Origin of the sequence: Paenibacillus sp. GbtcB18 (assembly GCF_019091125.1) — a bacterium.
GTDB classification, from domain to species: Bacteria; Bacillota; Bacilli; order Paenibacillales; family NBRC-103111; genus Paenibacillus_F; species Paenibacillus_F chitinolyticus.
The window spans coordinates 243,808-264,037 of record NZ_JAGXJX010000008.1 but is presented as its reverse complement, the minus strand read 5'-3'; the positions used below and the strand labels follow the sequence as shown (position 1 = coordinate 264,037).

Genomic DNA, 20,230 nt, shown 5'->3' with positions numbered 1-20,230 from the left:
CCTTTCGTATCCATTGCGCACGCTGGCCGGTCGCCCTTAGTGTCCGCCAAAACCTGGCGTTTAATACCAGATGGTGACCAGAAAAGCGGCCGCATACGCGGCGGGCACGGAAAGCACAAGAGCGGCAATCCCCAGCGGCAGCGAGATGCTGCCGCCCGCGACAAGCCCGATCAGCGCAAGTCCGGGCACGGCCAGAGCGAACGACGCTTTGCGGAGCGCCTCCTGCTTGCTGATTTCGCTCCACGCGAACATGCGGAAGAAGGAAGCGCCCAGCGTTTCCCGCGCGACCGACTTCATCCAGTAGGCCAGCACGAAAGCGGCGACGGCCCACAGGACGACGTGCATCGGACCGGGAAGCCGCCATGCGGCGAACGCGAGCACAGCCGTCAGCTGGGCGTACAGCTTCCACTGGCCGGGCCGGCGGAGGACCGACTTGACGAGCGAATCGGCCAGAACCGCCGAAGCGCCCGTCCCGCGGACCACCCGCTGCGAGCGGCCCAGCAGCAGCGGAACCCGGCGTTGGCGCGGCTTCTTGCCCTCGACGATGCCCCGGAGCATCAGCGAGGCGAGCTTCAGCCTCGCCTCCCGCTCCCGCTGCACGTCGGCGTGGAACGCGCCCGCCGCCCGCAAACGGCGGCGGGCGAGCGGAACCGCGGCCGCGAGCAGCAGCGGCCCGGCGAGATAGCCCGCGGCAGTATCCGCCAGTATCAACTGGACGCAGGCCCAGTAGATAAGAAAGCCTGCCGCGAACAGCACGATGGAAGCGGCCACGCGCTTCCATCCCGCCCAGGCGAGCGCCGCAAGCTGGCGCAGCAGGCCCAGGTTGATCTTGGCCGCGTAGACGGCCAGGAACAGGGCCGCAAGCTTCAGCACGCCGCTGGATCCTTCCGCGCGCAGCAGGGGCAGCAGAGCGCCGGCCAGCAGGGCCGTCGTCAGCGACTGCAGCGCGAGCGAGTACAGGAGCCCGCGGCGCTTGATCGCGGGCATCCAGCCTTCGCTGCGGACGAGGAAGAGCTGGTCCGCTTCTTCAATGAAGAAGCGGACGGTGCCGGACCAGGCGAACAGATACAAGAAAACGGCGACCAGCGATGCCGGTATATAGCCGAACCATTCGGGCGGCGTCCGCCACCACGCCGAATAATAGATGAAGGCGAAGATCAGGGCCGGAACGATTAAATACACGGCCACCGTCCAGTCTACCGCCGTACGCAAAATACGATACTGGTAGGCCCAGTCGTCGAATAGCCGTCGTTTGAATAATTTTGCCGGTGTCATGCTCACCTTCTCCCCCTCCTCAGACCAGCGCATGGAAGCAGTCGAAGAGAGTGCCTTCCGGCAGCCCCGACTCCTGCCGCACTTCGTCCAGCGTCCCCTGCGCCACGATCCGCCCTTCGCTGAGCAGCAGAAAAGAGTCGCAAATGCGCTCCGCGGTATCGAGCACATGAGTGCTCATCAGAATGCCCGCTCCCCTCTCCCGCTCCTTCCGCAGCAGCTCCAGGAAGTCCTTCGTCGCTCTCGGATCCAGTCCGATGAACGGCTCGTCTACGATGTATAAGGAGGGCCGGTTAAGGAAGCCGATGATGAGCATCACCTTCTGCTGCATGCCTTTGGAGAAGGCCACCGGCAGCCGGTGCCGGTCAGCCGACAGCTTGAACTGGGCCAGTAGCGCCTCCGCGCGTTCCTCGAAGACCGGGCGCTCCAGCCCGTAGGCCGCCGCCGCAAGCTCCATGTGCTCCCACAGCGTGAGCTCCTCGTACAGCACCGGATGTTCCGGCACATAAGCCACCGAAGCCCGTCCGTCGGCAAATTCGATGTTCCCCTCGACATCCTTCAGCAGGCCGAGCATACTTTTGATGGTCGTGCTTTTGCCGGCGCCGTTGGGTCCGATCAGACCGATGAGCTGGCCCTCCAGGATACGGAAGTCGATATCCCGCAAAATCGCCCCGGAATCGCCGTATCCCGCCTTTTTTATATGAACCGTAGCTTTTTCCAAATAAATTCCTCCATTTCCCCATCCAGCCTGTGTCTATCCCTTTTCAAACGGGGTATGCATATTCTATAGTAGAAGTATAGCAGAAATTAATCCGGCTTCATGTTTTCGATTCTGAGTGTGAGGTGTCCGCGTATGCACAATCACAATTCCTCTGATATCGACAGCAACAAATCCGCCGCCATGTCCGCTTACCTGATTTTTTGTCTGCCGCTGATGGTTGCCAGGCATTCCAGATTCGCGATGTACCATGCGAACCAGGGGCTGCTGCTCCTGCTCTACGCGGTTTTCGCGCATCTGCTGCTCGTGCTCCTTCCGGGTGTGGAGAACTTGTTAATGCCTCCCCTGGACATCTCCGTCTTCGCGCTGGCTTTTATCGGGATACGGAACGCGCATGACGGTAGAATGAAACCGCTGCCGCTCATTGGTAAATTTGTTCTCGTCCGGTAAATCCGGACTTACAAAAGGCGATATGCGAGCCGGAACGTTTGAAAAGGCGGAACCCTTTAGCGGGAACCGCTTTTTTAATTGACCGTCTGTCAGTTCTTTCATTTGTCCGACAATTGCGCCGATTGATTGACATCCCTTATCAGATGCGTGATAATATAGCAAAATATGAGCCGGTATGCGGCTTTTGGAGGGTACCGAAATGAAACACGATCAGCATAAAATTCTCGATTGTACGATACGCGACGGAGGTCTCGTCAACAATTGGGATTTTAGCGTGGAATTTGTTCAGGATATGTATCGCGGCTTAAATGCAGCCGGCGTTGAATATATGGAGATCGGTTACAAAAACTCGGCTAAGCTCCTGAAAAGCGACAATGCGGGCCCTTGGCGTTTTCTGAATGAGGATTTCCTGCGTGAGGTTATCCCTACCAAGAACGATACGAAGCTTTCCGCGCTCGTGGATATCGGCCGCGTCGACGAGAACGACATTCTCCCCCGCGAGCAGAGCCAACTGGACCTGATCCGCGTAGCTTCTTACATCAAAGATGTGGACAAGGGTCTGCAGCTCGTACAAAAGTTCCATGACATGGGGTACGAAACGACACTGAATATCATGGCGCTCTCCCACGTGATGGAAAACGAACTCAACGAAGCGTTCGAGCTTATCAACAGAAGCCCGGTCGACGTGGTATACGTTGTCGATTCGTACGGCAGCATGAACCATAAGGATATCGACTATATGGTCAATAAATTCCAGCGTCTTCTTCCCGAGAAGAAACTGGGCCTTCATATGCATAACAATATGCAGCTCGCGTTCTCCAACACCGTAATCGGTGCCGAGAAAGGCGTCGAGTTCCTCGACACCTCCGTCTTCGGTATGGGACGCGCGGCAGGCAACTGCACCACCGAACTGCTCGTCAGCTACCTGAAAAACCCCCGTTACGACGTGCGTCCCGTCCTGGACCTGATCGAACGCCACATGGTCGCCATGCGCGAGAAAGTGGAATGGGGCTACATCATCCCTTACATGGTCGCCGGAACGCTCAACGAACACCCGCGCGTAGCCATGGCTGTCCGCAACACCGCGGACAAGGACAAGTACGTCGAGTTCTACGACAAGCTGACGACACCGGAAACTATCGCCAACAATTAATAGCCTTAACAAGATCCTTTCCTCCGGGAAGGGATCTTGTTTTGTTTTGCGGCGCCGTGAATTTGAACTCATTCCCATTAACTTTTGTTAGTATCCTTAATAATTCTCCTTTGATATAGTGATCCGTGAATAAAGCAATCGATCCTAACATCTATTGGAGTGAGATTATGTCCGCCAAAACCAAACACGATGCTTTTGAGGAATTTTATACGAGGGCATCCAATACCGGACCGGCTGCCGGTACGTTTTTCAACGATAAAGCTTATCTTTTTTACACGAACGGAAATCTGCTGGATCTCATTTGTATGGAAACTTACCTCGCCGACGATAAACAGGAAAAGGTCAGAGTCGTTAAGAGCCCGGGCAAAAAGAAAGGGCCGCTCGGCATCGAGTATTTGACCAAAGTGGCGTACGGAGGCGACGGAGTCTCCGGAGGGTATATACCGGCACTGGCCGCCTGCGCGCATGAAGGCGTCTTGTATTTGTTTTACGCGGATCAGCGGGGCACGCTGTATCAAATGACCTCCCCGGACGGAACCGAATGGTCATCGGCTCTTCCCTTAAGCGAGCGCATGCGCCTTCGGACAGACTCCCGGTTCGCAGCCGTGTCGGCCGGAACCCGCTTGTATCTCATCGGCTCCGGTGCGGACAGCAAGCTGGCGCTGAACTGGACGGATGACGGAGGGCAGACGTGGGAGCGGACGGACGCCCGTGAGCGGCGCCCCGCGAAAGATGGCAAGGCCGAGGAAATCGGCATCGCGGACGTCACTCATACGGCGGCGTGCAGCTACCGGGAGCCCGGCGGCGAAGTGCGGATCATGGTCGGCTATATTCAAAGAAGCCCGGATAAGAAGGCGGTCATTCCCCGCAAAAAAGAAGCTTTAAAAACTTGGCTCCTGCACCACGAAGAAAACGCACCGCCCCGGAAAGTAAATGAACCGCAGTCCATAGCGGAAGATGAAAACGTCAGCCACTTCGCGATCGTTCCGGGCTCTATCGAGAACGGCTATACGGGCAGCGTCCTTCAGATGTTCGTCAGCGGCAAAGCCGAGAAAGACATCAAAGCGAGGAGATACGAATACTCCGTCCCTTCAAGCCGCTGGTCGCCCCCCATTCTCCGGAACTGGGGGCATATGTCGACGCCTTCCGGGCACCATGTCGACGCCTTCCAGTTCTTCAAACCTACGGACGAGGGACATATCCGGTCGGAAATCTGGTTTACGCAGACGTTCGACGGCTCCGGTATGAAAAAACATCTCGGAGTAGGCCGATACCGCTCCGATCGGCTTACCTTGACGGACACGTTGACGAACTGGGCCAACGATGACCATCTTACGTTTCTGGGCGTTGTGGAAAGCCCCCCTCCCCACGTGCTGAACGGCTCCGAGCTTACAGACTCCATCTGTTCCTTCCGGTTCAAGTGGTCGAAGGAAGAGCAGGCGGCGGTATCCGCGAAGTACAAATTCGGCGCTTCTCTCAACTTTAGCGGCAAAGTTCCGGTCGTGGGACTCGGAGGCGAAATGAAAATCGCATACGAGCGGACACGGTCCGTCACTTCGGAAATGAAGAGCATCAAGGAATTTTCGATTGAGCTGTATCCGTCTGCCACCAAAAAAACGGCTACGCATTTGTATATCCGGCCCAACATAACCAGGCTTACCTACAAGCTGGCGGATTGGCAGGAGAACGACCTGGGCGTGCAGCTCAGTCTTTTCTCCGTATCGGATCTTAGCATCGAAGCCCGCAAAGGCAAATCCTTGAGCACGTTTCCGAAACAGCCCGATCCGAACCGCATCGAGCATTATGTGCAAAGGTTTACGGCGCTGCCCGATTATGCGGATAAGCAGCTTTCGTTCAGTATGCCGGTGAATTGGTCGGAATCCATGAAAATCGAAGAAAATTTTATTAAAGTCAGCAAAACCTTCACCTCCGTTTCCAACAGCGTATCCGTTGAATGCGAGCCTGCGGGCGAGGCGCCCGGCGATATATTTTCGATCGGTGTAGGGTCCAGCTTCATGTACACGTATGAAGTGAACGTATCCACCCAATTTTCATCCCAAATGGGCTGTACGGTCCGTTACCCGAATCCCCGTCCGGGTGAAACCGATGATATCAGCGAAGTGAAGCTGCTCATGTATGTGTTCTACCCCGATAAAAATAAAACGGATCGCTGCTACTGGATTCCGCAGGAAACGAAAAACCAGTACCCCTGGTGCGTAGCGTGGTCGGTGGATGAGCTGGTTAGGCAGCAGGTTGACAGTAAGCTTATTTGAATGCACGATAGGGCTGGGGCTCCCTGCTCAACGAATTGTTTTGGGCATTCGGAACCTTTAAAGCTGCATCTTTTTCTACCCTCAAGACGAGCTTGGGGGTAGAATCGTATTTGTAGGCATGTACCTATTAGGGAGGACGTGTATGAACAATTACGCATTACTCTTTGGACTGCTGCTGCTTTTGTTTTTCGGTTTGAACGTCCTGCTGAATGATATATCGCGCCGGGACCATGAACCTGCACCGTCATGGAGGACGAAAATATGGGCAATTCCGGTTTTCTCCTTGCTCATCATCGGGCCGGTAACCGGTTTTGCTTTCTTATATATGACATTCTTCCGGGGGATTGAACATACCAGCTCACTCATCCGTTTTACGGGCAAAGCGGATCTCTTCACTTTTTCCCTGATCATCTTGCTGAGCTTCCTGTTCTTCGAGACTTTTATTCATCCTCTCCTCCATGCACTGATTCCCGGTGTGTACATCAAGGATTTTTTGTCCGCTCTCACTTTGTCTGTCGCTCTGCACGTGATCGAATGGATACTTGCAGGCATAATGATTCTTTATAAAAAGAACAACAAAAAGAATTTAAACATGTAAAAGGGATCAAGCTCCAACCCAAGGAGCTTGATCCCTTTTTATTTGAATGCACGTGAAAACACCCCGCTCCGCGCATGGAAATCAGCTTGGCTGCATGTCCCTCCGCCGCCCGCAAACTTTGTCGAAATAAAAAGAATCTCAAATAAAATCTCGCCCGTTTATGGGCAGGTTATCACACCTTTTTCGCCTTTTATCTCGGTTTTTCTCCCCTTGTTGAGTCCTTACGCACTGTTGACAAACCACAATATATTGAGGTAAATTCATATCTATCACCTACATATTCACTATATATAGACTATATATGGATTGGACAGGTTTCCCGCCTACCAGGCGGGAATCAAAAGGGAAGTCCGGTGAGAATCCGGCGCGGTCCCGCCACTGTCAACGGGGAGCGCCCCACCCATACCGCCACTGACGAATGCCGTCGGGAAGGCTGCGGAGGGGCGCAATGAACCTGGAGCCAGGAGACCTGCCTGTCTGAAAGACACCGCTGAACCTACGGGAGATAGGGAGGTGTCCGGACGTTTTTCACATACAGCCGCCAAGCCCGGCTGTCCCCCTCTTCCGCCTTCGGGCGGGGAGCCGGGCAGCCGGCTTTGTACGCGCGGCTGCAGCCAGCCTTTTTGCAGAGCCGTCAGCGGCACGCGAAAGGGCTGGGAGCTGACTGTGAATTTAGAGCCGCTCTTTGTCACAAGGGGCGGCTTTCATCCGGGCGCGCCGACTACTTCCCGTGGTCGGCGCGCCCCGTATTTTTGATAGAGTGGAAAGGAAGATGCTTCCATGCTGGTAGTTTACGATTCCCGTACGGGAAATGTTCAACGATTCATTAACAAGCTGAATTTGAAGGCCGTACGGATCGAAGAGGATTTGACGATCCAGGAGCCGTTCGTCCTTGTTACCTATACGACCGGATTCGGTCAAATTCCCGGCAAAGTGCTGGACTTTCTGAAACATCACTCTTCTCTTCTGCGCGGCGTAGCCGCTAGCGGCAATCAGAACTGGGGACAATCCTTTGCCCTGAGCGCCGACCGCATTTCATCGGCATACGGTGTTCCGGTGCTTGCCAAATTCGAACTTTCCGGCACGTCTAGCGACGTGGAACGATTCCATAAAGGGGTGCGCCATCTTGAAGCATATTGAACTGAACAACGAACTCATGATACCGGGGGAAGACGGATTTTACCGTCTGGAGAAAGACCGCGAAGCGCTGGACGCCTTCCTTGAGGAAGTGCAAGGGCAGACCGTTCCTTTCGGCAGCATCAAAGAACGCTACGACTATCTGATCGGCGAAGATTTCTACGAGAACGTGTACGAACACTACACGCTGGAGCAGATCGAAGCCATCCACGAAACCATCCGCGAAAGCGGCTTTAAGTTCCAGTCCTACATGGCCGCTTCGAAATTTTATAAAGATTACGCCCTGCGCACCAACGATAAAAAGCAAGTCCTCGAATCGTATGAGGACCGTGCCGCCATCGTCGCTCTCCACCTCGGTGAAGGCGACTTCGGCAAAGCCCAGCGGATCGCCAAGGCGATCATCGAGCAGCGCGTCCAACCGGCAACGCCGACGTTCCTGAACGCCGGACGCAGCCGCCGGGGCGAAATGGTCTCCTGCTTCCTGCTGGAGATGGACGACTCCCTGAACTCCATTCAGTACGTCATCGGCACCTGCATGCAGTTGTCCAAAATCGGCGGCGGCGTAGCCGTGAACATGTCCAAGCTGCGCGGACGCGGCGAGCCGATCAAAGGCGTCGAAGGCGCCGCCAAGGGCATCATGCCCGTCATGAAGCTCCTAGAGGACGCCTTCTCCTACGCGGACCAAATGGGTCAGCGCAGGGGCTCCGGAGCGGTCTACTACTCCGTATTCGGCTGGGACATCATCGAATTCCTCGACTGCAAAAAGATCAATGCGGACGAAAAATCCCGCATCCAGACGCTGTCGATCGGCCTGATCGTGCCGCAGAAGTTTTACGAGCTGGCCGAGCAGAATAAACCGCTGCACGTGTTCGCCCCGTTCTCCGTCTACAAGGAGTACGGCCGTCACCTCGACGATATGAATATTGACGAGATGTACGAAGAACTGCTCGCCAACCCGAACGTGAAGAAGAAAGTCGTGATGAGCGCCCGCGACATGCTGACCAAAATTGCCGTTATCCAGCTCGAATCCGGCTACCCTTACATCATGAACCGTTCCAACGCGAACCGCGGACATGCTCTGAAAGACATCGGCAAAGTGAAAATGTCCAACCTGTGCACGGAAATTTTCCAGCTCCAGGAGACGACGGAGATCGGCGATTACGGCCAAGGCGATATTATCCGCCGGGACATTTCCTGCAACCTCGCGTCGCTTAACATCGTGAACGTGATGGAAACGAAGAGCATCCGCGATTCCGTCCACAGCGGCATCGAAGCGCTGACTTCCGTCAGCGATAACACGACGGTCGCGAACGCACCAGGCGTTGTGAAAGCGAACAAGGAGCTTCATTCCGTCGGACTCGGCGCGATGAACCTGCACGGCTATCTGTCGAAGAACCGGATCGCTTACGAAAGCCCGGAAGCAAAAGAGTTTGCGCGCGCCTTCTTCATGGCCATCAATTTCTACTCGCTGGAGAAGAGCATGGAAATCGCACGCGACCGCGGTATCACTTTCGCCGATTTCGAACGCTCCGAATACGCAAAAGGCACCTATTTCGCCAAGTACGAAGAGAAGGACTACCGTCCGGAATCCGATAAAGTCAAAGCTCTCTTCGAGGGCATGGATCTTCCGTCGCCGGAAGACTGGAAAGCTTTGAAAGAACAAGTCATGAAACACGGCCTGTACCATGCTTACCGCCTGGCCATCGCGCCGACGCAGAGCATCTCGTACGTGCAAAACGCGACTTCCAGCGTGATGCCGATTGTCGATCAGATCGAGACGCGCACGTATGCGAACTCGACGACTTACTATCCGATGCCTTACCTGTCCAAGGAGAACATGTTCTTCTACAAGTCGGCTTACCGGATGGACCCGTTCAAGATCATTGATCTTATCGCGGAAATCCAAGAGCACGTGGATCAGGGGATTTCAACGGTGCTGCACGTAAACAGCGACATCTCGACCCGTGAGCTGGCCCGCAACTACCTGTACGCCGCCAAAAAAGGCCTGAAATCGCTCTACTACACCCGCACGAAGCGGTTGACCATGGAAGAATGCCTGAGCTGCTCCGTTTAAGAGAGGGCCTGGTTAAGAATAGATTCGTGTAAAAGAAACCGGCTGCGCGACAGGAGCTTAAACACGCTTAGCGCAGACCGCAAATCATCCGTATGGCGCTATCCCGATAAGCAGCTTTATGCAGGGCCGGAACTTGTCAGCCCCGTATAAAGCTGCCTATGGTTAGGCACGGCAGCGACTGATGCCGGATTTGCAGCGCGCCCCATCCAAAGGAGAGAAAACGATGAAAGCCGTCAATTGGAATAAACCCGACGACGATTACACCTGGTCGTTTTGGCAGCAGAACGTCATGCAGTTCTGGACCGAAGAAGAAATTCCCCTTTCCGACGATAAAATGGTCTGGATCGAGATGAGTCCGGACGAGCAGGACGTCTACAAGAAGGTTCTGGGCGGCCTGACGCTGCTGGATACCCTTCAAGGCGGAGTCGGCATGCCGAGACTCGTCGAGCACATGGACGGCCTCCAGCGCAAAGCCGTGCTGTCGTTTATGGGCATGATGGAGCAGATCCATGCGAAGTCCTACAGCAGCATTTTCACGACGCTGGCGAGCAACGAAGAGATCGACGGCATTTTCCGCTGGGTCGAAGAGAACGGACGCCTGCAGCAGAAAGCGGATCTCATCAACCGCTACTACAACAGCATCCAGTCCGAGAAAGACCTGTATCTAGCGATGACGGCTTCCGTTTATCTCGAAAGCTACCTGTTCTACAGCGGCTTCTTCTACCCGCTCTATTTGGCGGGACAAGGCAAAATGACGAACAGCGGCGAGATCATCGACCTCATTCTGCGCGACGAAAGCATCCACGGCCTATACGTCGGCACGCTGGCGCAGGAGCTGTTCGCGTCTCTGAGCGAAGCGGACCAGCAGGAAGCCGCCGAGGAGCAGATCAAGCTGCTTCTGGAGCTGTACGAGATCGAGAAGCTCTACACGGAAGAGCTGTACACTCCGCTCGGCCTGCAGGACGATGTGCTGCGTTACGTGCGCTACAACGCCAACAAAGCGCTGATGAACCTCGGGCGCGATCCTTACTTCCCGGAAGAGCCGGTTCATCCGGTCGTTCTGAACGGAATCCGGACGCAGACGAAGCAGCATGACTTTTTCTCGAAAAAAGGCAACGGCTACGTCCGCGCCCTCCGCGTCGAACCGCTTAGCGACGACGATTTCAGCTTCGAAGGGCTGTAAGACCGCCGCCTTCGGCGCCCGAACGAGCAGGACGGACCGTATAAGCGGCCGCCTAAACGAAAAAGACGTACAAAATTGGAGACAATTTTGTACGTCTTTTTGCGTTCGGCTGCGGGTGTGCCGGATGTGGGCGCTCGCTGTTCGCAGCGTATGGCTGGCCTTGCCCCGGCAACGGCTGCCTCGGCTTCAGGCGTTCAACTCCCCCTGCTCCGGCAGGTCGCTTCAGCCAACCGGCTGCTCACGCTTCAGGCGTGCTTTCGCCCATGCTCCACCACGCTCTCAATCCGCATCAAGGTCGGCCATTCCTCATCGGTTAGAGGAACAGGCCCATTCCCGGAGCATCGGCAGGCCGCTCGCGAAATCCATAGCGTTCATAGAAGCCTTGCTTCCCTTTGGCGCAGGCAAGCTGGACCCAGCGGATTCCTTTTGACTTGCAGTAATCCAAAAGATGATCCATGATTTGACTGCCGAGGCCCCCATTCCGATAATCCGGCAGTACCATCATTTCGCATAGGATACACTGAATAACTCCGTCGGAAACCAGGCGACCTGACGCTACCAGCCTGTCGCCCTCATAGACCGTAACGACGTACCAACTGTTCCGGACCGCTTCGTGCAGCATGTCTTCCGTCCAGATTCCGTCCCCGTTCCATCCTGTCGATTGGAACAGCTCGTAATAATCGGCTTTCGCCGGCAGATCCGTGCGGATCTTAAAGGTCATCCCTCTCACCTCCGGTACATGTATACAACCAATAGATTAATTATCCGTTATAATGTATATTTATACAACACTAACTTCCTCTCTCCCCAACTTTGAACATGATATTCTATCGGTAAACGGTTGACCGCCGAATACGATGGATCTCATCATGAGCATGCGGGAGACTATAGACTTATGCTCCATTTTTCGGCAACTGACTTTTTTAATTGTTTTTTCAATCGTTCAAAAAAAGAGACCGATCCAAGGACCGGTCCCTCTTATTTATTCGCCTAATAATAAAGTCCATATACATTCAGACTGCATAAACTTTCGAAATACAGGCTGTTTACGAGATAAATCCTCTATCCATCGCTTCGGCCTTGCGTACCAAGGCGAAGTATTTCAGCCTAGCTCCCTCCAACGTGGTTTGAGCCTGTTGAAGCTTAAAAGAAAATTTATCGAAATCATGCTTAGAGACAAATCCGTTCTCGTAGCGGATTTTCATCTTGGCGACATCGGCCTGCGCGTCATTCAGGTTGCGCTGCTCGTTCAGCACGGTCTGATAAGCGTTCTCGGCATCGCTGTAGGTCGCGTAGATCTTTTTGACCAGCTCGGCTTTCGTCTGTTCCTGTTTCTGATAAGCGATTCCCGTGTTGACGCTCTGATACTGGCCTCCGTACGTATTCTTGGTCACGGTATTCTGCTGCTGCCAGATGGCTTCGTCGATGCCGTTGTGATCCATTTTCAGCTTAAAAGAATTAGCGAGCAGCGTTTCGGTGTCTTTCTTCACAACCGGCTGCACATTTTCGGATACGGCGGCAGGCTCTTCAAGCAGCAGGTCCGGCGTGTATTCAACTCCGATATCAAAGCACAACTGCACGAGGCCTAGGCGGTAGTTGTTCTCAAGCGTCTGAATATCGTCGCCGATTTTGTCCACCGCTTTACGGGCGGTTTCCACGTCCTCCGGAGAAGCGAGACCCGCGTCGCTCAGTACCTGAGCGCGTTTCATCTCTTTTTCCGCCACGCTTTTATACTCATGCATGAGTGAGATTTGCTTCTTGGAGCCGAGAAGCTGCACGTACTGCGCCGTCACCTGAAGCTTGATGCCTTCAATCGCTTCGTCGGTCTGGAGCAGGTTGTTCCACATGTCCGTGTCGAGCTGGTGCGAGGTTGTTTTCATCTGTTCGCGCTGGGCCTGCAAAATCTGGTTAATGCCATTAACCATCTGCCCCTGCCCTGCGATGACTTTGTTCAGCACCGTGTTGGTTTCGACAACCGGACCGATCCAGAAGAAGCTGTCCGGAGTCGCCTTGGTCGGGTCGATCTGGTATTTTTTCATCGCCTCCGGCGTCATGTAATCCTGCGGGGAAGCCGGAAGCTTGTAGCCTTCGAAACTGCCTCCGTACAGGTTGTCGCTCTGATCCTTCAGGTCGCTGCTTTTATTGCCGAGCGCGGCTGTTTTCAGGTAGAGCAATTTCATGTTGTAAGAGTTGTTAAGCGTCCGTTCCAGCACGCTGTCCAGCGTCAGCTTGCCGACCTTCTCCAGCGCGGGCAGACGCACCTCATCCTTATTGAGAGGCTTATCGGTTGTCGCGTGAAGTTGAACGAGGGTGCCGTCTTTGACTTCGAAGTAAGGCGAATGGGTATCCGCTGCCCATGCGGCCGGCACCATGCCGAATACAAAAGCGGACGCCGTCAGCGTAGCTATGATTTTTTTCATCGAAAATCCCTTCTTTTCCAAGGTATGATAAGAACTAAACGCAGGCTGAGGGACATGGGAACAAAAGCGCTGATGACTGAAACTATGTAAACGGCGCGCTGGCACCGTACAAGCATGGCTTTCGCGCGCCGGTGAAACCTTGTTGGCACTATTCCGGCCCGGAACTGAACTCTACACCGTAAGAGAGCTGTTCTCCTGCTGGACAGCAGGCAGCCCGGCCGAAGCCGGTTCATCCGTCTGCTTGCGGAACATGGCGAACCGGGTGAGCAGGAATGCCGCAAAGTAAGTGATGAGTCCCGTCAGAACAAGCGCGATGCAGTCCTTGACGATGACGTCATAGCCATTGCCTTTGACGAACACGTGGCGGACACCCTCCAGGAAGTAAGTGAGCGGCAGCAGATGGCCGAGAATGCTCAATGCCTTCGGCATCGCTTCAAACGGCCATGTATAGCCGGACAGCATGAACGACGGCACCGCGATCAGCATCGCAATCTGAGTGGAGCCGAGCTGCGCGCTCGAGAACAGGGAGATGAAATACCCGATGCCGAGCACCGCAAAGTTAAAGCAGGCCGAGAGCAGCATGGCCATCAGAATTTGTCCGCGCATCGGAAGGTCGAAGCCGAACAGCATGATCGTGAACACCACGACCGCATTCAGCATGCCGATGATAAAATAGGGGACCGATTTCGCGTAAGCGAGGCGCCACGGCATCTTTTTCCACTCCGCAAAACGGCTCCAAATCCCTTTTTCCTTATCGCGGGTGATGGTCAAGGCGATGCCGAGCAGAAGCACCTGCTGTAAAATGGCGCCCGCCAGGCCGAAAATCATAAAATCGCTGTAGTTGAACGTCGGGTTGTAAAGCACCCGGTAGCGGAACGGAACCGCGGAGAACGTCGAGCTGACCTGTTCATCCTGAAGCCCCTGCTGCTGGAGCTTCTTGCCGCTGACGCCGTAGCTGTACGTGGTCACGATCTCATTGGCCGCGCGCGTCGCGGAGTTGGAGATCATCATGTTCGCGCCGTCGATCAGCGTCATGACCGGCTGCACATCGCCGTGTTTAATGCGGGCTTCGAATTCTTTCGGGATAATGACCCCGACCTTCGCTTCTCCGCGGGAGATGGCTTCCGTCACTTCCGCCTCCGAATGGTAGGCGTTCACGACCTGGAACGTTTCGCTCTGGTCGAACGCCTGCACGATCTGGCGGCTGAGCTGGCTGTTGTCCTCGTCGAAGACGACGGTCTGCATCTCGGTTACTTTATGCTGCATATAAATCGATCCGAACAAGGTTGTGTAAAGGATCGGCACGAGGAACAGAATCGCCATCAACCGGCGGTCTTTGAAAATTTGCCGCCATTCCTCGGCGATCACGCTTCCGACTTTAAGGGGCAACGGTATCACCCGCTTTTCCTTCCCATTGTACGGTCATTCCCGTCAGAACCGATTCCGGCAGTTGAGGCAGCTCGACTTTCACGCCGAACGAGCGGATATCGGTATCGGACGCGTTCTGCGTCGCTTTCTTCACGGCGAAGTCCGCGGCCGGAGCGACCGTGCTTACTTTGCCGGTCACGGCGGCGCCGTTAGCCGTCACTTTTACGGTCACGGTATCGCCCGTTTTCAGACCGGCCGCGTCCGTTTCTTTCAGATAGAAACGCGCCCATTTTGTGTCCGCGGAAGTTTCCATCGTGAACACCGGGAAGCCGGAGCCTACCATTTCGCCCAATTGAGCGGATTGGGAAATGATGATGCCGTCGGACGGAGCAAGCAGCTCGGTGTAGCTCAGGTAAGTCTCGGCTTCGCTTTGGGCCGCTTGGGCCTGCTGCTGTCCGGACTGGGCGGATTTCACGGCGCCCTGCGCCTGCTGGATCGACGCCTGGGCGGCGTTCACGTCACCTTGGCGGATTTTCACCTGATCCATGTTCGCCTTAGCCAGCTCGACGGCCGCTTTGGCCTGTTCCACCTGCGCCTCCGCGGCCTGGATTTCCTCCGCGCGCGGTCCCTGCTGGGCAAGCGCGTACTGCTGCTGCGCCACTTCGTATTTGGCTTTGGCCTCCTCGTAGCTGACTTTCGCTTTATCCACGTCCGTCTGGGCGACGAGTCCCTCTTCCTTCATTTTTTTAACCCGGTTGTAGCTTTCTTCCGCTGTCTGGAAAACCTCTTTGGTTGCGTTCAGCTGAATCTCCGCCTGCTTTTTCTCTTCCGGTCTCGCCCCGTTCTTCAAGGCGTCCACCTTCGTCTGCGCGGCTTTCACGACCGCCTCGGCCTGTTTCACTTGTTTCTCGGCCGTTTCCGCGGTAAGCGTCACCGCTTCCTGACCCTGCTGTTTTTTCGCCTGGGCTGTCGCTTCCGCGCCCTTCGCTTCGGCGATTTTCCCTTGGGAGAGCGCTACGGCCGCTTTGGCCTGGGCTACTTTCGCCTCGATTTCCTGGCTTTGAATCCGGGCCAGCACCTGGCCTTTCTTCACAGTGTCCCCTTCTTTGACAAGAATTTCAGTCACGCGGCCGCCGGCTTTAAAGCTTGCGGCTACTTGATTCGCTTCAATATAAGCGGTCGGCAGGTTCGCCGGACGGTTCTGGGTGCTGCTCAGGGCCTCTTTGGAAGACAGCAGGAACGTTCCCCCGCCGATCAATCCGGCCATCACTACGTATACAACAGGTCTAACAAACTTCATCTAACATTTCCCTCCCAGGATACTTTCTCTAGTTCATCATTTAGGGTGTAAACGGACAAACCGCCCTTAGAGGGCGATTCCATCCATCATATAAAGCCGGATTAGATCCGAAATCTGCTCGTTGGTAAGAGGCGGATGCTTTCTTTCCCAGTCGACGAGCAGGACCAGGTACATACGCACCAGCACGAACGCGGTAATCTCGGGATCGCACGGCTTGATGCTTCCGTTCGCGACGGCGATCTCCAAATGCTGCTTAATGTAGCCGATGACGCCTTCCTCGATCTCGCGCAGAGCGTGCTGAGCCGCCGGCGTACCGAACTGGGCCACCTCCTGCGACAATTTCAGCAGCAGCTCGTGCTCCTTCCGGTAAACCAGAATGCTGTATGTAGCGGAATGCAGCTTCTCCATGATCGTGCCGCCTTTGGAAATACTGGCGTCGGCCAGTTTTCTCATCTCGGCGATCAGGGATTTGACAATCTCGTTTAGCAAATCTTCTTTTGTCTCAAAATACAGGTACAGCGTTCCCTTCCCTACGCTGGCGATTTTGGCGATCTGATCGACCGTCGTTCCTTTGTATCCGAACAAAGCAAACGATTTTTTCGCCGCATCGAGAATGTTTTCGCGCCGCTGATCCATTCGGCACCTCCGTTTTGACCAAAATCCTATTTTAGTTCTGTAGTCAAAACAATATCATCTTTACAGGGCAAAATCAACGGGCCTCCCCGGCCAAACAGCCTTACATTTTAGCCGTTTTGTCTAAAAACAGGCCTCTTTTTTCAACTTTTGCCGGATTGCCGTTCAATTTTCATCTGTTCCGTATGGAAACCGCCCCCTCCACAAACACTATCTGTAAAAGCGGAGGTGCGGGATGAGCAGCAAAATTTTGTTGGTGGAAGACGAGAGTAAAATTGCACGCGTCCTGCAGCTGGAGCTGCAGCATGAGGGCTACGAGGTCAGCCTGGCCGAGGACGGGCGCAAGGGTCTCGACATGGCTCTGGCGGAGCCGTGGGATCTCATCCTGCTCGACATCATGCTCCCCGAGCTGAGCGGGCTGGAAGTGCTGCGCCGCCTGAGGCAGCAGTCCGCGGTCCCCGTCATCCTCCTGACCGCAAGGGACGCGGTGCCCGACCGGGTAAGCGGCCTGGACCAGGGAGCGAACGACTACGTGACGAAGCCGTTCGCCATCGAAGAGCTGCTCGCCCGCATTCGCAACCTGCTCCGGCTGACGACTCAGCAGAGCCAGGCGGAGAACGAGCAGATTCTTCAGGCGGAAGATATCCTCATGAATCTGAAAAGCCGCGAGGTTACGCGCATGGGGAAATCCGTCGAACTTACCCCCAAGGAGTTCGATCTGCTCCAGTACTTGCTCCAGCACAAGGGGGAAGTAAAATCCCGGGAAGAGATCATTTCCGATGTATGGGGCTACGATTTTGTAGGCGATACGAACATTGTGGACGTCTACATCCGTTATTTGCGGCAGAAGCTCGAAAAAAATTTCCCCGGCAAGCTGATCCATACGATCCGCGGCGTCGGTTACCTCATAAAAGGAAGTGGCCCCGATGAGTCTTAAGCTGCGGTTCGCTCTGCTTCAGACTTCCCTGCTCTTTCTGATTCTTCTGGGCGTCAACTTCTTCATTTACTATCTTTTTATCGAAAACAATTCGCGCAATGAAACTCAAAATATCGAACGCAAAGCGGCCAAGCTGCTGCTTCAAGAAAATGTGGTGCAGCATCCCGAATATTGGGAAAATCCTTTTCTGCTCAAAGACTTTCTCGTAGCCAACGAACTGATCCGGCTCATCGGACCGGACTCCACGGTGCAAAAAGAAATCTACACGGACGAAACGCTCCTCCAGCGTCCCGCCAAATTCATACCCGCGACAGGCACCGTCTCCAAGCTTGTTTCCACGGACAACGGCTTCTGTCTGTATGTACAGGTGCCCGTTATGGAAAACGAGCGCCAGATCGCTTCGCTGGAAATCGCCCGCAAGCTGGTCACCCTGAACGATAACGTGCAGGTGCTGTTTCTCGCTCTTTTTTATACGACGCTCGGTGCGCTTGTCCTATCCGTTATCATCGGGTATATCTACGCCAGTCTGGTGTTCAACCCCATTCACAGGCTGGCCCAGACGATGGAAAGCATTGAACGAAGCGGAACATTCAGGCGGCTGGAAATCCAATCCACGCGTAAAAAAGACGAGATCGCCCAGCTCGGCCAGACGTTTAATGAAATGATCGGCCGGCTGGAGCAGCATTTCGAGCAGCAGAAACAGTTCCTGGCGGATGCTTCCCATGAACTGCGCACCCCGCTCACGATTATCGAGAGCTATGCGAGGCTGCTCAAGCGCTGGGCCAGCAACGATCCCCAGATTCGCGAAGAAGCCATCGAAGCGATTCTGAGCGAATCGGTCCGGCTGAGGGAAATGACGAAGAGCCTGCTCACTCTTGCGGATTCCGACGAACGGCAGCGGACCGAATGGCAGGAATTCCAGCTGCGCCCCTTGGTCCAGGCCACGGCCGCGTCCATTCAGCTGACGTTCGACCGCGAGGTGCGTCTGGATCTTCCCGAAGAAGACACTCCCCTGAAGATGAAAGGCGATCCCGAGAAAATCCGTCAGCTGCTGATCATTCTGCTCGACAACGCGATCAAGTACAGCCAGCTGCCGATCGACATCATCGTCCGGGAGCAGCCCCGTCACCTGCAGATCTCCGTCGTGGACAAAGGGATCGGCATCGAGAAGGAGGACATCCCGCAGCTGTTCAACCGGTTTTACCGCGTCGATAAAGCGCGCAGCCGCAAGAACGGAGGCGTCGGACTGGGGCTCGCCATCGCCGAGAACATCGTCAAGCTCCATGCCGGAACCCTCAAGATCCAAAGCGAGCCGGATATCGGCACAGAAGTTCATGTCAGGCTGCCAAAGGATTAAGAAAGCCCGAGAGAGAACCGGACCAACCGCTTTTGACCATCGCCTTAAGACGCCAGACATGGTGGGACGGCCCTCCTTCTTTCTTCCGGTCGCACGTGGTACGCTTTCCGGCTGCCCCCCTTGCCGTTTCGCTTCTTTCGTTACTCCGCTTCCCGACGGAAGACAAGAGCCTCGGTCAAAGGAACCCTCTCCAGCACAATAAAAAGAAACCGGCCGTCAGGGCCGGTTTCTTTTTCATTTCAATACTCGATATACGCTTCATGATAGTTGTCTTTATACCTGCGCCTGCGCACCTGTATTTGCAGAACGCCCTCCTTGTAAGTGGCCTTCGCCGTTTTCGGCAGAACCGGGCTGGGCAGCTTAATGAGTTTTCTCGGCTCATCCGTCAGCCCGAGAATTTTGACGTGACTGGTTTTCACCATGACCTGCAGCGAACGCGGATCTTCGCTTTTCGGGATTTTTAACCGGACGAAAACGTCCGTATGCGTTTCGAACGTATCGCCGTTCACGGTCTCCCTGGGCTGCTGGGACGTTGTTTGCTGCTTGCCCTTCTGCTGAGACCTGGGCTGCGCCTGTGTCTGCTGAATGTCCGCGTTCATATGGGGCGGCGGCAGTGTACGGTCGAAAACGTCGCGCACGAACCCTTCGATCCATTTGATATTCTCAATGTATTTCTGGGGCTGATCGAGAAATTTTTCGACATGCTCCCATTTAAGCCATTTATTCATGTCCGGCTGATTCATCGCAGCTCCCCCCGCTTCTTCTGCATTATATGAACGGAGGCCACCCGGTGGTGAACATTCTTTGCGGAATCCGTTAAATCGGGGAAAGGAGTATGAACATCTGGGCGCTCCCCTACATAAGCTATAAAAGAAGACGCAGCAAAGGAGAACGCCTATGCCGGCCATCGTCGGAAACGTGAAAATACTGACCGTAGGCCCCAGCTCTGTCGTTCAATTCGGGGACTGCCTGGTCATATCGCCAAACAGCAGTTCAAAAAGCTATGCTGGAGCAGGTTCTTTTAATACAGGTGATTTGCCGCATGTATTTAATGCCGTCAGCGCCACGAATACGAACGACAGCGATGCCGTCGAAGCTGAAGCGAATAAAACGGCAACGGCATGAGCTGGACGATCCATCAGACGATTACGATCCATCAGCTCCGGGTCGATGCCGTGTCCAACTCCTCCGTTCTGCAAGTCGGGAGCGCAGGCAGCATCCGTGCGCTCTCTAACCAGTACAATACGGGCGGCTTCACCGGCCCCGTTCCGGAAATCGGCAAAGGCCCCCTCGCCGGGGCCACAGGCGGGGGCCTGCCCGGGGCAGCGGAAGCCGGCAAGGCCGGTTCGGCCGGGCA

18 protein-coding genes, 1 pseudogene and 1 riboswitch are annotated in these 20,230 nt (G+C 55.0%); of the genes and pseudogenes, 11 read left to right on the top strand and 8 right to left on the bottom strand.

Annotated features, from left to right (window positions below; genetic code table 11):
* Positions 1-60: 60 nt before the first annotated feature.
* Complete coding sequence (locus KVT34_RS22555; RefSeq protein ID WP_254635078.1) at positions 61-1,275, bottom strand: ABC transporter permease; 1,215 nt, start codon at positions 1,273-1,275, stop codon at positions 61-63.
* Between the two features lie 19 nt (positions 1,276-1,294).
* Positions 1,295-1,993, bottom strand: a complete 699-nt coding sequence (locus KVT34_RS22550) for an ABC transporter ATP-binding protein (RefSeq protein WP_217561304.1) — start codon at positions 1,991-1,993, stop codon at positions 1,295-1,297.
* A 132-nt stretch (positions 1,994-2,125) separates the two neighbouring features.
* Between KVT34_RS22550 and KVT34_RS22545 the strand changes: the two genes are divergently transcribed.
* The 7 genes from KVT34_RS22545 to nrdF all read left to right on the top strand — a co-directional run bounded on the left by KVT34_RS22545 (position 2,126) and on the right by nrdF (position 10,858).
* On the top strand, positions 2,126-2,440 hold the full coding sequence (locus KVT34_RS22545) for a hypothetical protein (protein ID WP_217561302.1): 315 nt from the start codon (positions 2,126-2,128) through the stop codon (positions 2,438-2,440).
* 199 nt (positions 2,441-2,639) lie between these two features.
* Positions 2,640-3,593, top strand: coding sequence for an aldolase catalytic domain-containing protein (locus KVT34_RS22540; protein ID WP_042235768.1), 954 nt, complete (start codon positions 2,640-2,642; stop codon positions 3,591-3,593).
* A 167-nt stretch (positions 3,594-3,760) separates the two neighbouring features.
* A complete protein-coding gene (locus KVT34_RS22535) occupies positions 3,761-5,866 on the top strand; it encodes a hypothetical protein (RefSeq protein ID WP_217561300.1) in 2,106 nt (701 codons plus the stop codon).
* A gap of 142 nt (positions 5,867-6,008) precedes the next feature.
* Complete coding sequence (locus tag KVT34_RS22530) at positions 6,009-6,464, top strand: hypothetical protein (RefSeq protein WP_217561297.1); 456 nt, start codon at positions 6,009-6,011, stop codon at positions 6,462-6,464.
* A 295-nt stretch (positions 6,465-6,759) separates the two neighbouring features.
* Positions 6,760-6,955: riboswitch (cobalamin riboswitch) on the top strand.
* A 289-nt stretch (positions 6,956-7,244) separates the two neighbouring features.
* Positions 7,245-7,604 carry a class Ib ribonucleoside-diphosphate reductase assembly flavoprotein NrdI gene (gene nrdI / locus KVT34_RS22525; protein WP_009676335.1) on the top strand — a complete coding sequence of 120 codons (360 nt, stop codon included), beginning with the start codon at positions 7,245-7,247 and terminating at the stop codon, positions 7,602-7,604.
* The gene (gene nrdE, locus KVT34_RS22520) at positions 7,591-9,675 is read left to right on the top strand and encodes a class 1b ribonucleoside-diphosphate reductase subunit alpha (protein ID WP_217561295.1); all 2,085 of its coding nucleotides are present in this window, start codon (positions 7,591-7,593) and stop codon (positions 9,673-9,675) included. The genes nrdI and nrdE overlap by 14 nt, the downstream gene beginning before the upstream one ends.
* A 223-nt stretch (positions 9,676-9,898) precedes the next feature.
* Positions 9,899-10,858 carry a class 1b ribonucleoside-diphosphate reductase subunit beta gene (nrdF, locus tag KVT34_RS22515; protein ID WP_042235758.1) on the top strand — a complete coding sequence of 320 codons (960 nt, stop codon included), beginning with the start codon at positions 9,899-9,901 and terminating at the stop codon, positions 10,856-10,858.
* A gap of 313 nt (positions 10,859-11,171) precedes the next feature.
* On the opposite strand, the gene KVT34_RS22510 is transcribed toward nrdF, so the two are convergent.
* The 5 genes from KVT34_RS22510 to KVT34_RS22490 form a co-directional block, all read right to left on the bottom strand.
* The gene (locus KVT34_RS22510) at positions 11,172-11,579 is read right to left on the bottom strand and encodes a GNAT family N-acetyltransferase (protein ID WP_217561293.1); all 408 of its coding nucleotides are present in this window, start codon (positions 11,577-11,579) and stop codon (positions 11,172-11,174) included.
* A 325-nt stretch (positions 11,580-11,904) separates the two neighbouring features.
* Positions 11,905-13,278: a TolC family protein gene (locus KVT34_RS22505; RefSeq protein WP_217561291.1), complete on the bottom strand. Its 1,374-nt coding sequence runs from the start codon at positions 13,276-13,278 to the stop codon at positions 11,905-11,907.
* Positions 13,279-13,449: 171 nt separating this feature from the next.
* Positions 13,450-14,676, bottom strand: a complete 1,227-nt coding sequence (locus KVT34_RS22500; RefSeq protein WP_217561289.1) for an ABC transporter permease — start codon at positions 14,674-14,676, stop codon at positions 13,450-13,452.
* Positions 14,657-15,946 (bottom strand): HlyD family secretion protein, encoded by a 1,290-nt coding sequence (locus KVT34_RS22495; RefSeq protein WP_217561287.1) that lies wholly within the window; start codon positions 15,944-15,946, stop codon positions 14,657-14,659. The genes KVT34_RS22500 and KVT34_RS22495 overlap by 20 nt, the downstream gene beginning before the upstream one ends.
* Positions 15,947-16,012: 66 nt before the next feature.
* On the bottom strand, positions 16,013-16,582 hold the full coding sequence (locus KVT34_RS22490) for a TetR/AcrR family transcriptional regulator (RefSeq protein ID WP_217561285.1): 570 nt from the start codon (positions 16,580-16,582) through the stop codon (positions 16,013-16,015).
* Positions 16,583-16,814: 232 nt separating this feature from the next.
* Between KVT34_RS22490 and KVT34_RS22485 the strand changes: the two genes are divergently transcribed.
* The gene (locus KVT34_RS22485) at positions 16,815-17,516 is read left to right on the top strand and encodes a response regulator transcription factor (protein WP_217561283.1); all 702 of its coding nucleotides are present in this window, start codon (positions 16,815-16,817) and stop codon (positions 17,514-17,516) included.
* A complete protein-coding gene (locus tag KVT34_RS22480) occupies positions 17,506-18,873 on the top strand; it encodes a sensor histidine kinase (protein WP_217561281.1) in 1,368 nt (455 codons plus the stop codon). Before KVT34_RS22485 ends, KVT34_RS22480 begins: the two co-directional genes overlap by 11 nt.
* A gap of 239 nt (positions 18,874-19,112) precedes the next feature.
* Here KVT34_RS22480 and KVT34_RS22475 read toward each other — a convergent pair whose 3' ends face one another.
* Positions 19,113-19,616 (bottom strand): Hsp20/alpha crystallin family protein, encoded by a 504-nt coding sequence (locus KVT34_RS22475; protein WP_217561279.1) that lies wholly within the window; start codon positions 19,614-19,616, stop codon positions 19,113-19,115.
* Between the two features lie 154 nt (positions 19,617-19,770).
* Here KVT34_RS22475 and KVT34_RS22470 point away from each other — a divergent pair, with 154 nt between their 5' ends.
* Positions 19,771-19,998 carry a spore germination protein gene (locus KVT34_RS22470; protein ID WP_009676340.1) on the top strand — a complete coding sequence of 76 codons (228 nt, stop codon included), beginning with the start codon at positions 19,771-19,773 and terminating at the stop codon, positions 19,996-19,998.
* Positions 19,995-20,156 (top strand): annotated as a pseudogene (locus KVT34_RS31985) (spore germination protein GerPB); the annotation flags it as partial. The gene KVT34_RS22470 and the pseudogene KVT34_RS31985, both read left to right, overlap by 4 nt.
* Positions 20,157-20,230: the final 74 nt, after the last annotated feature.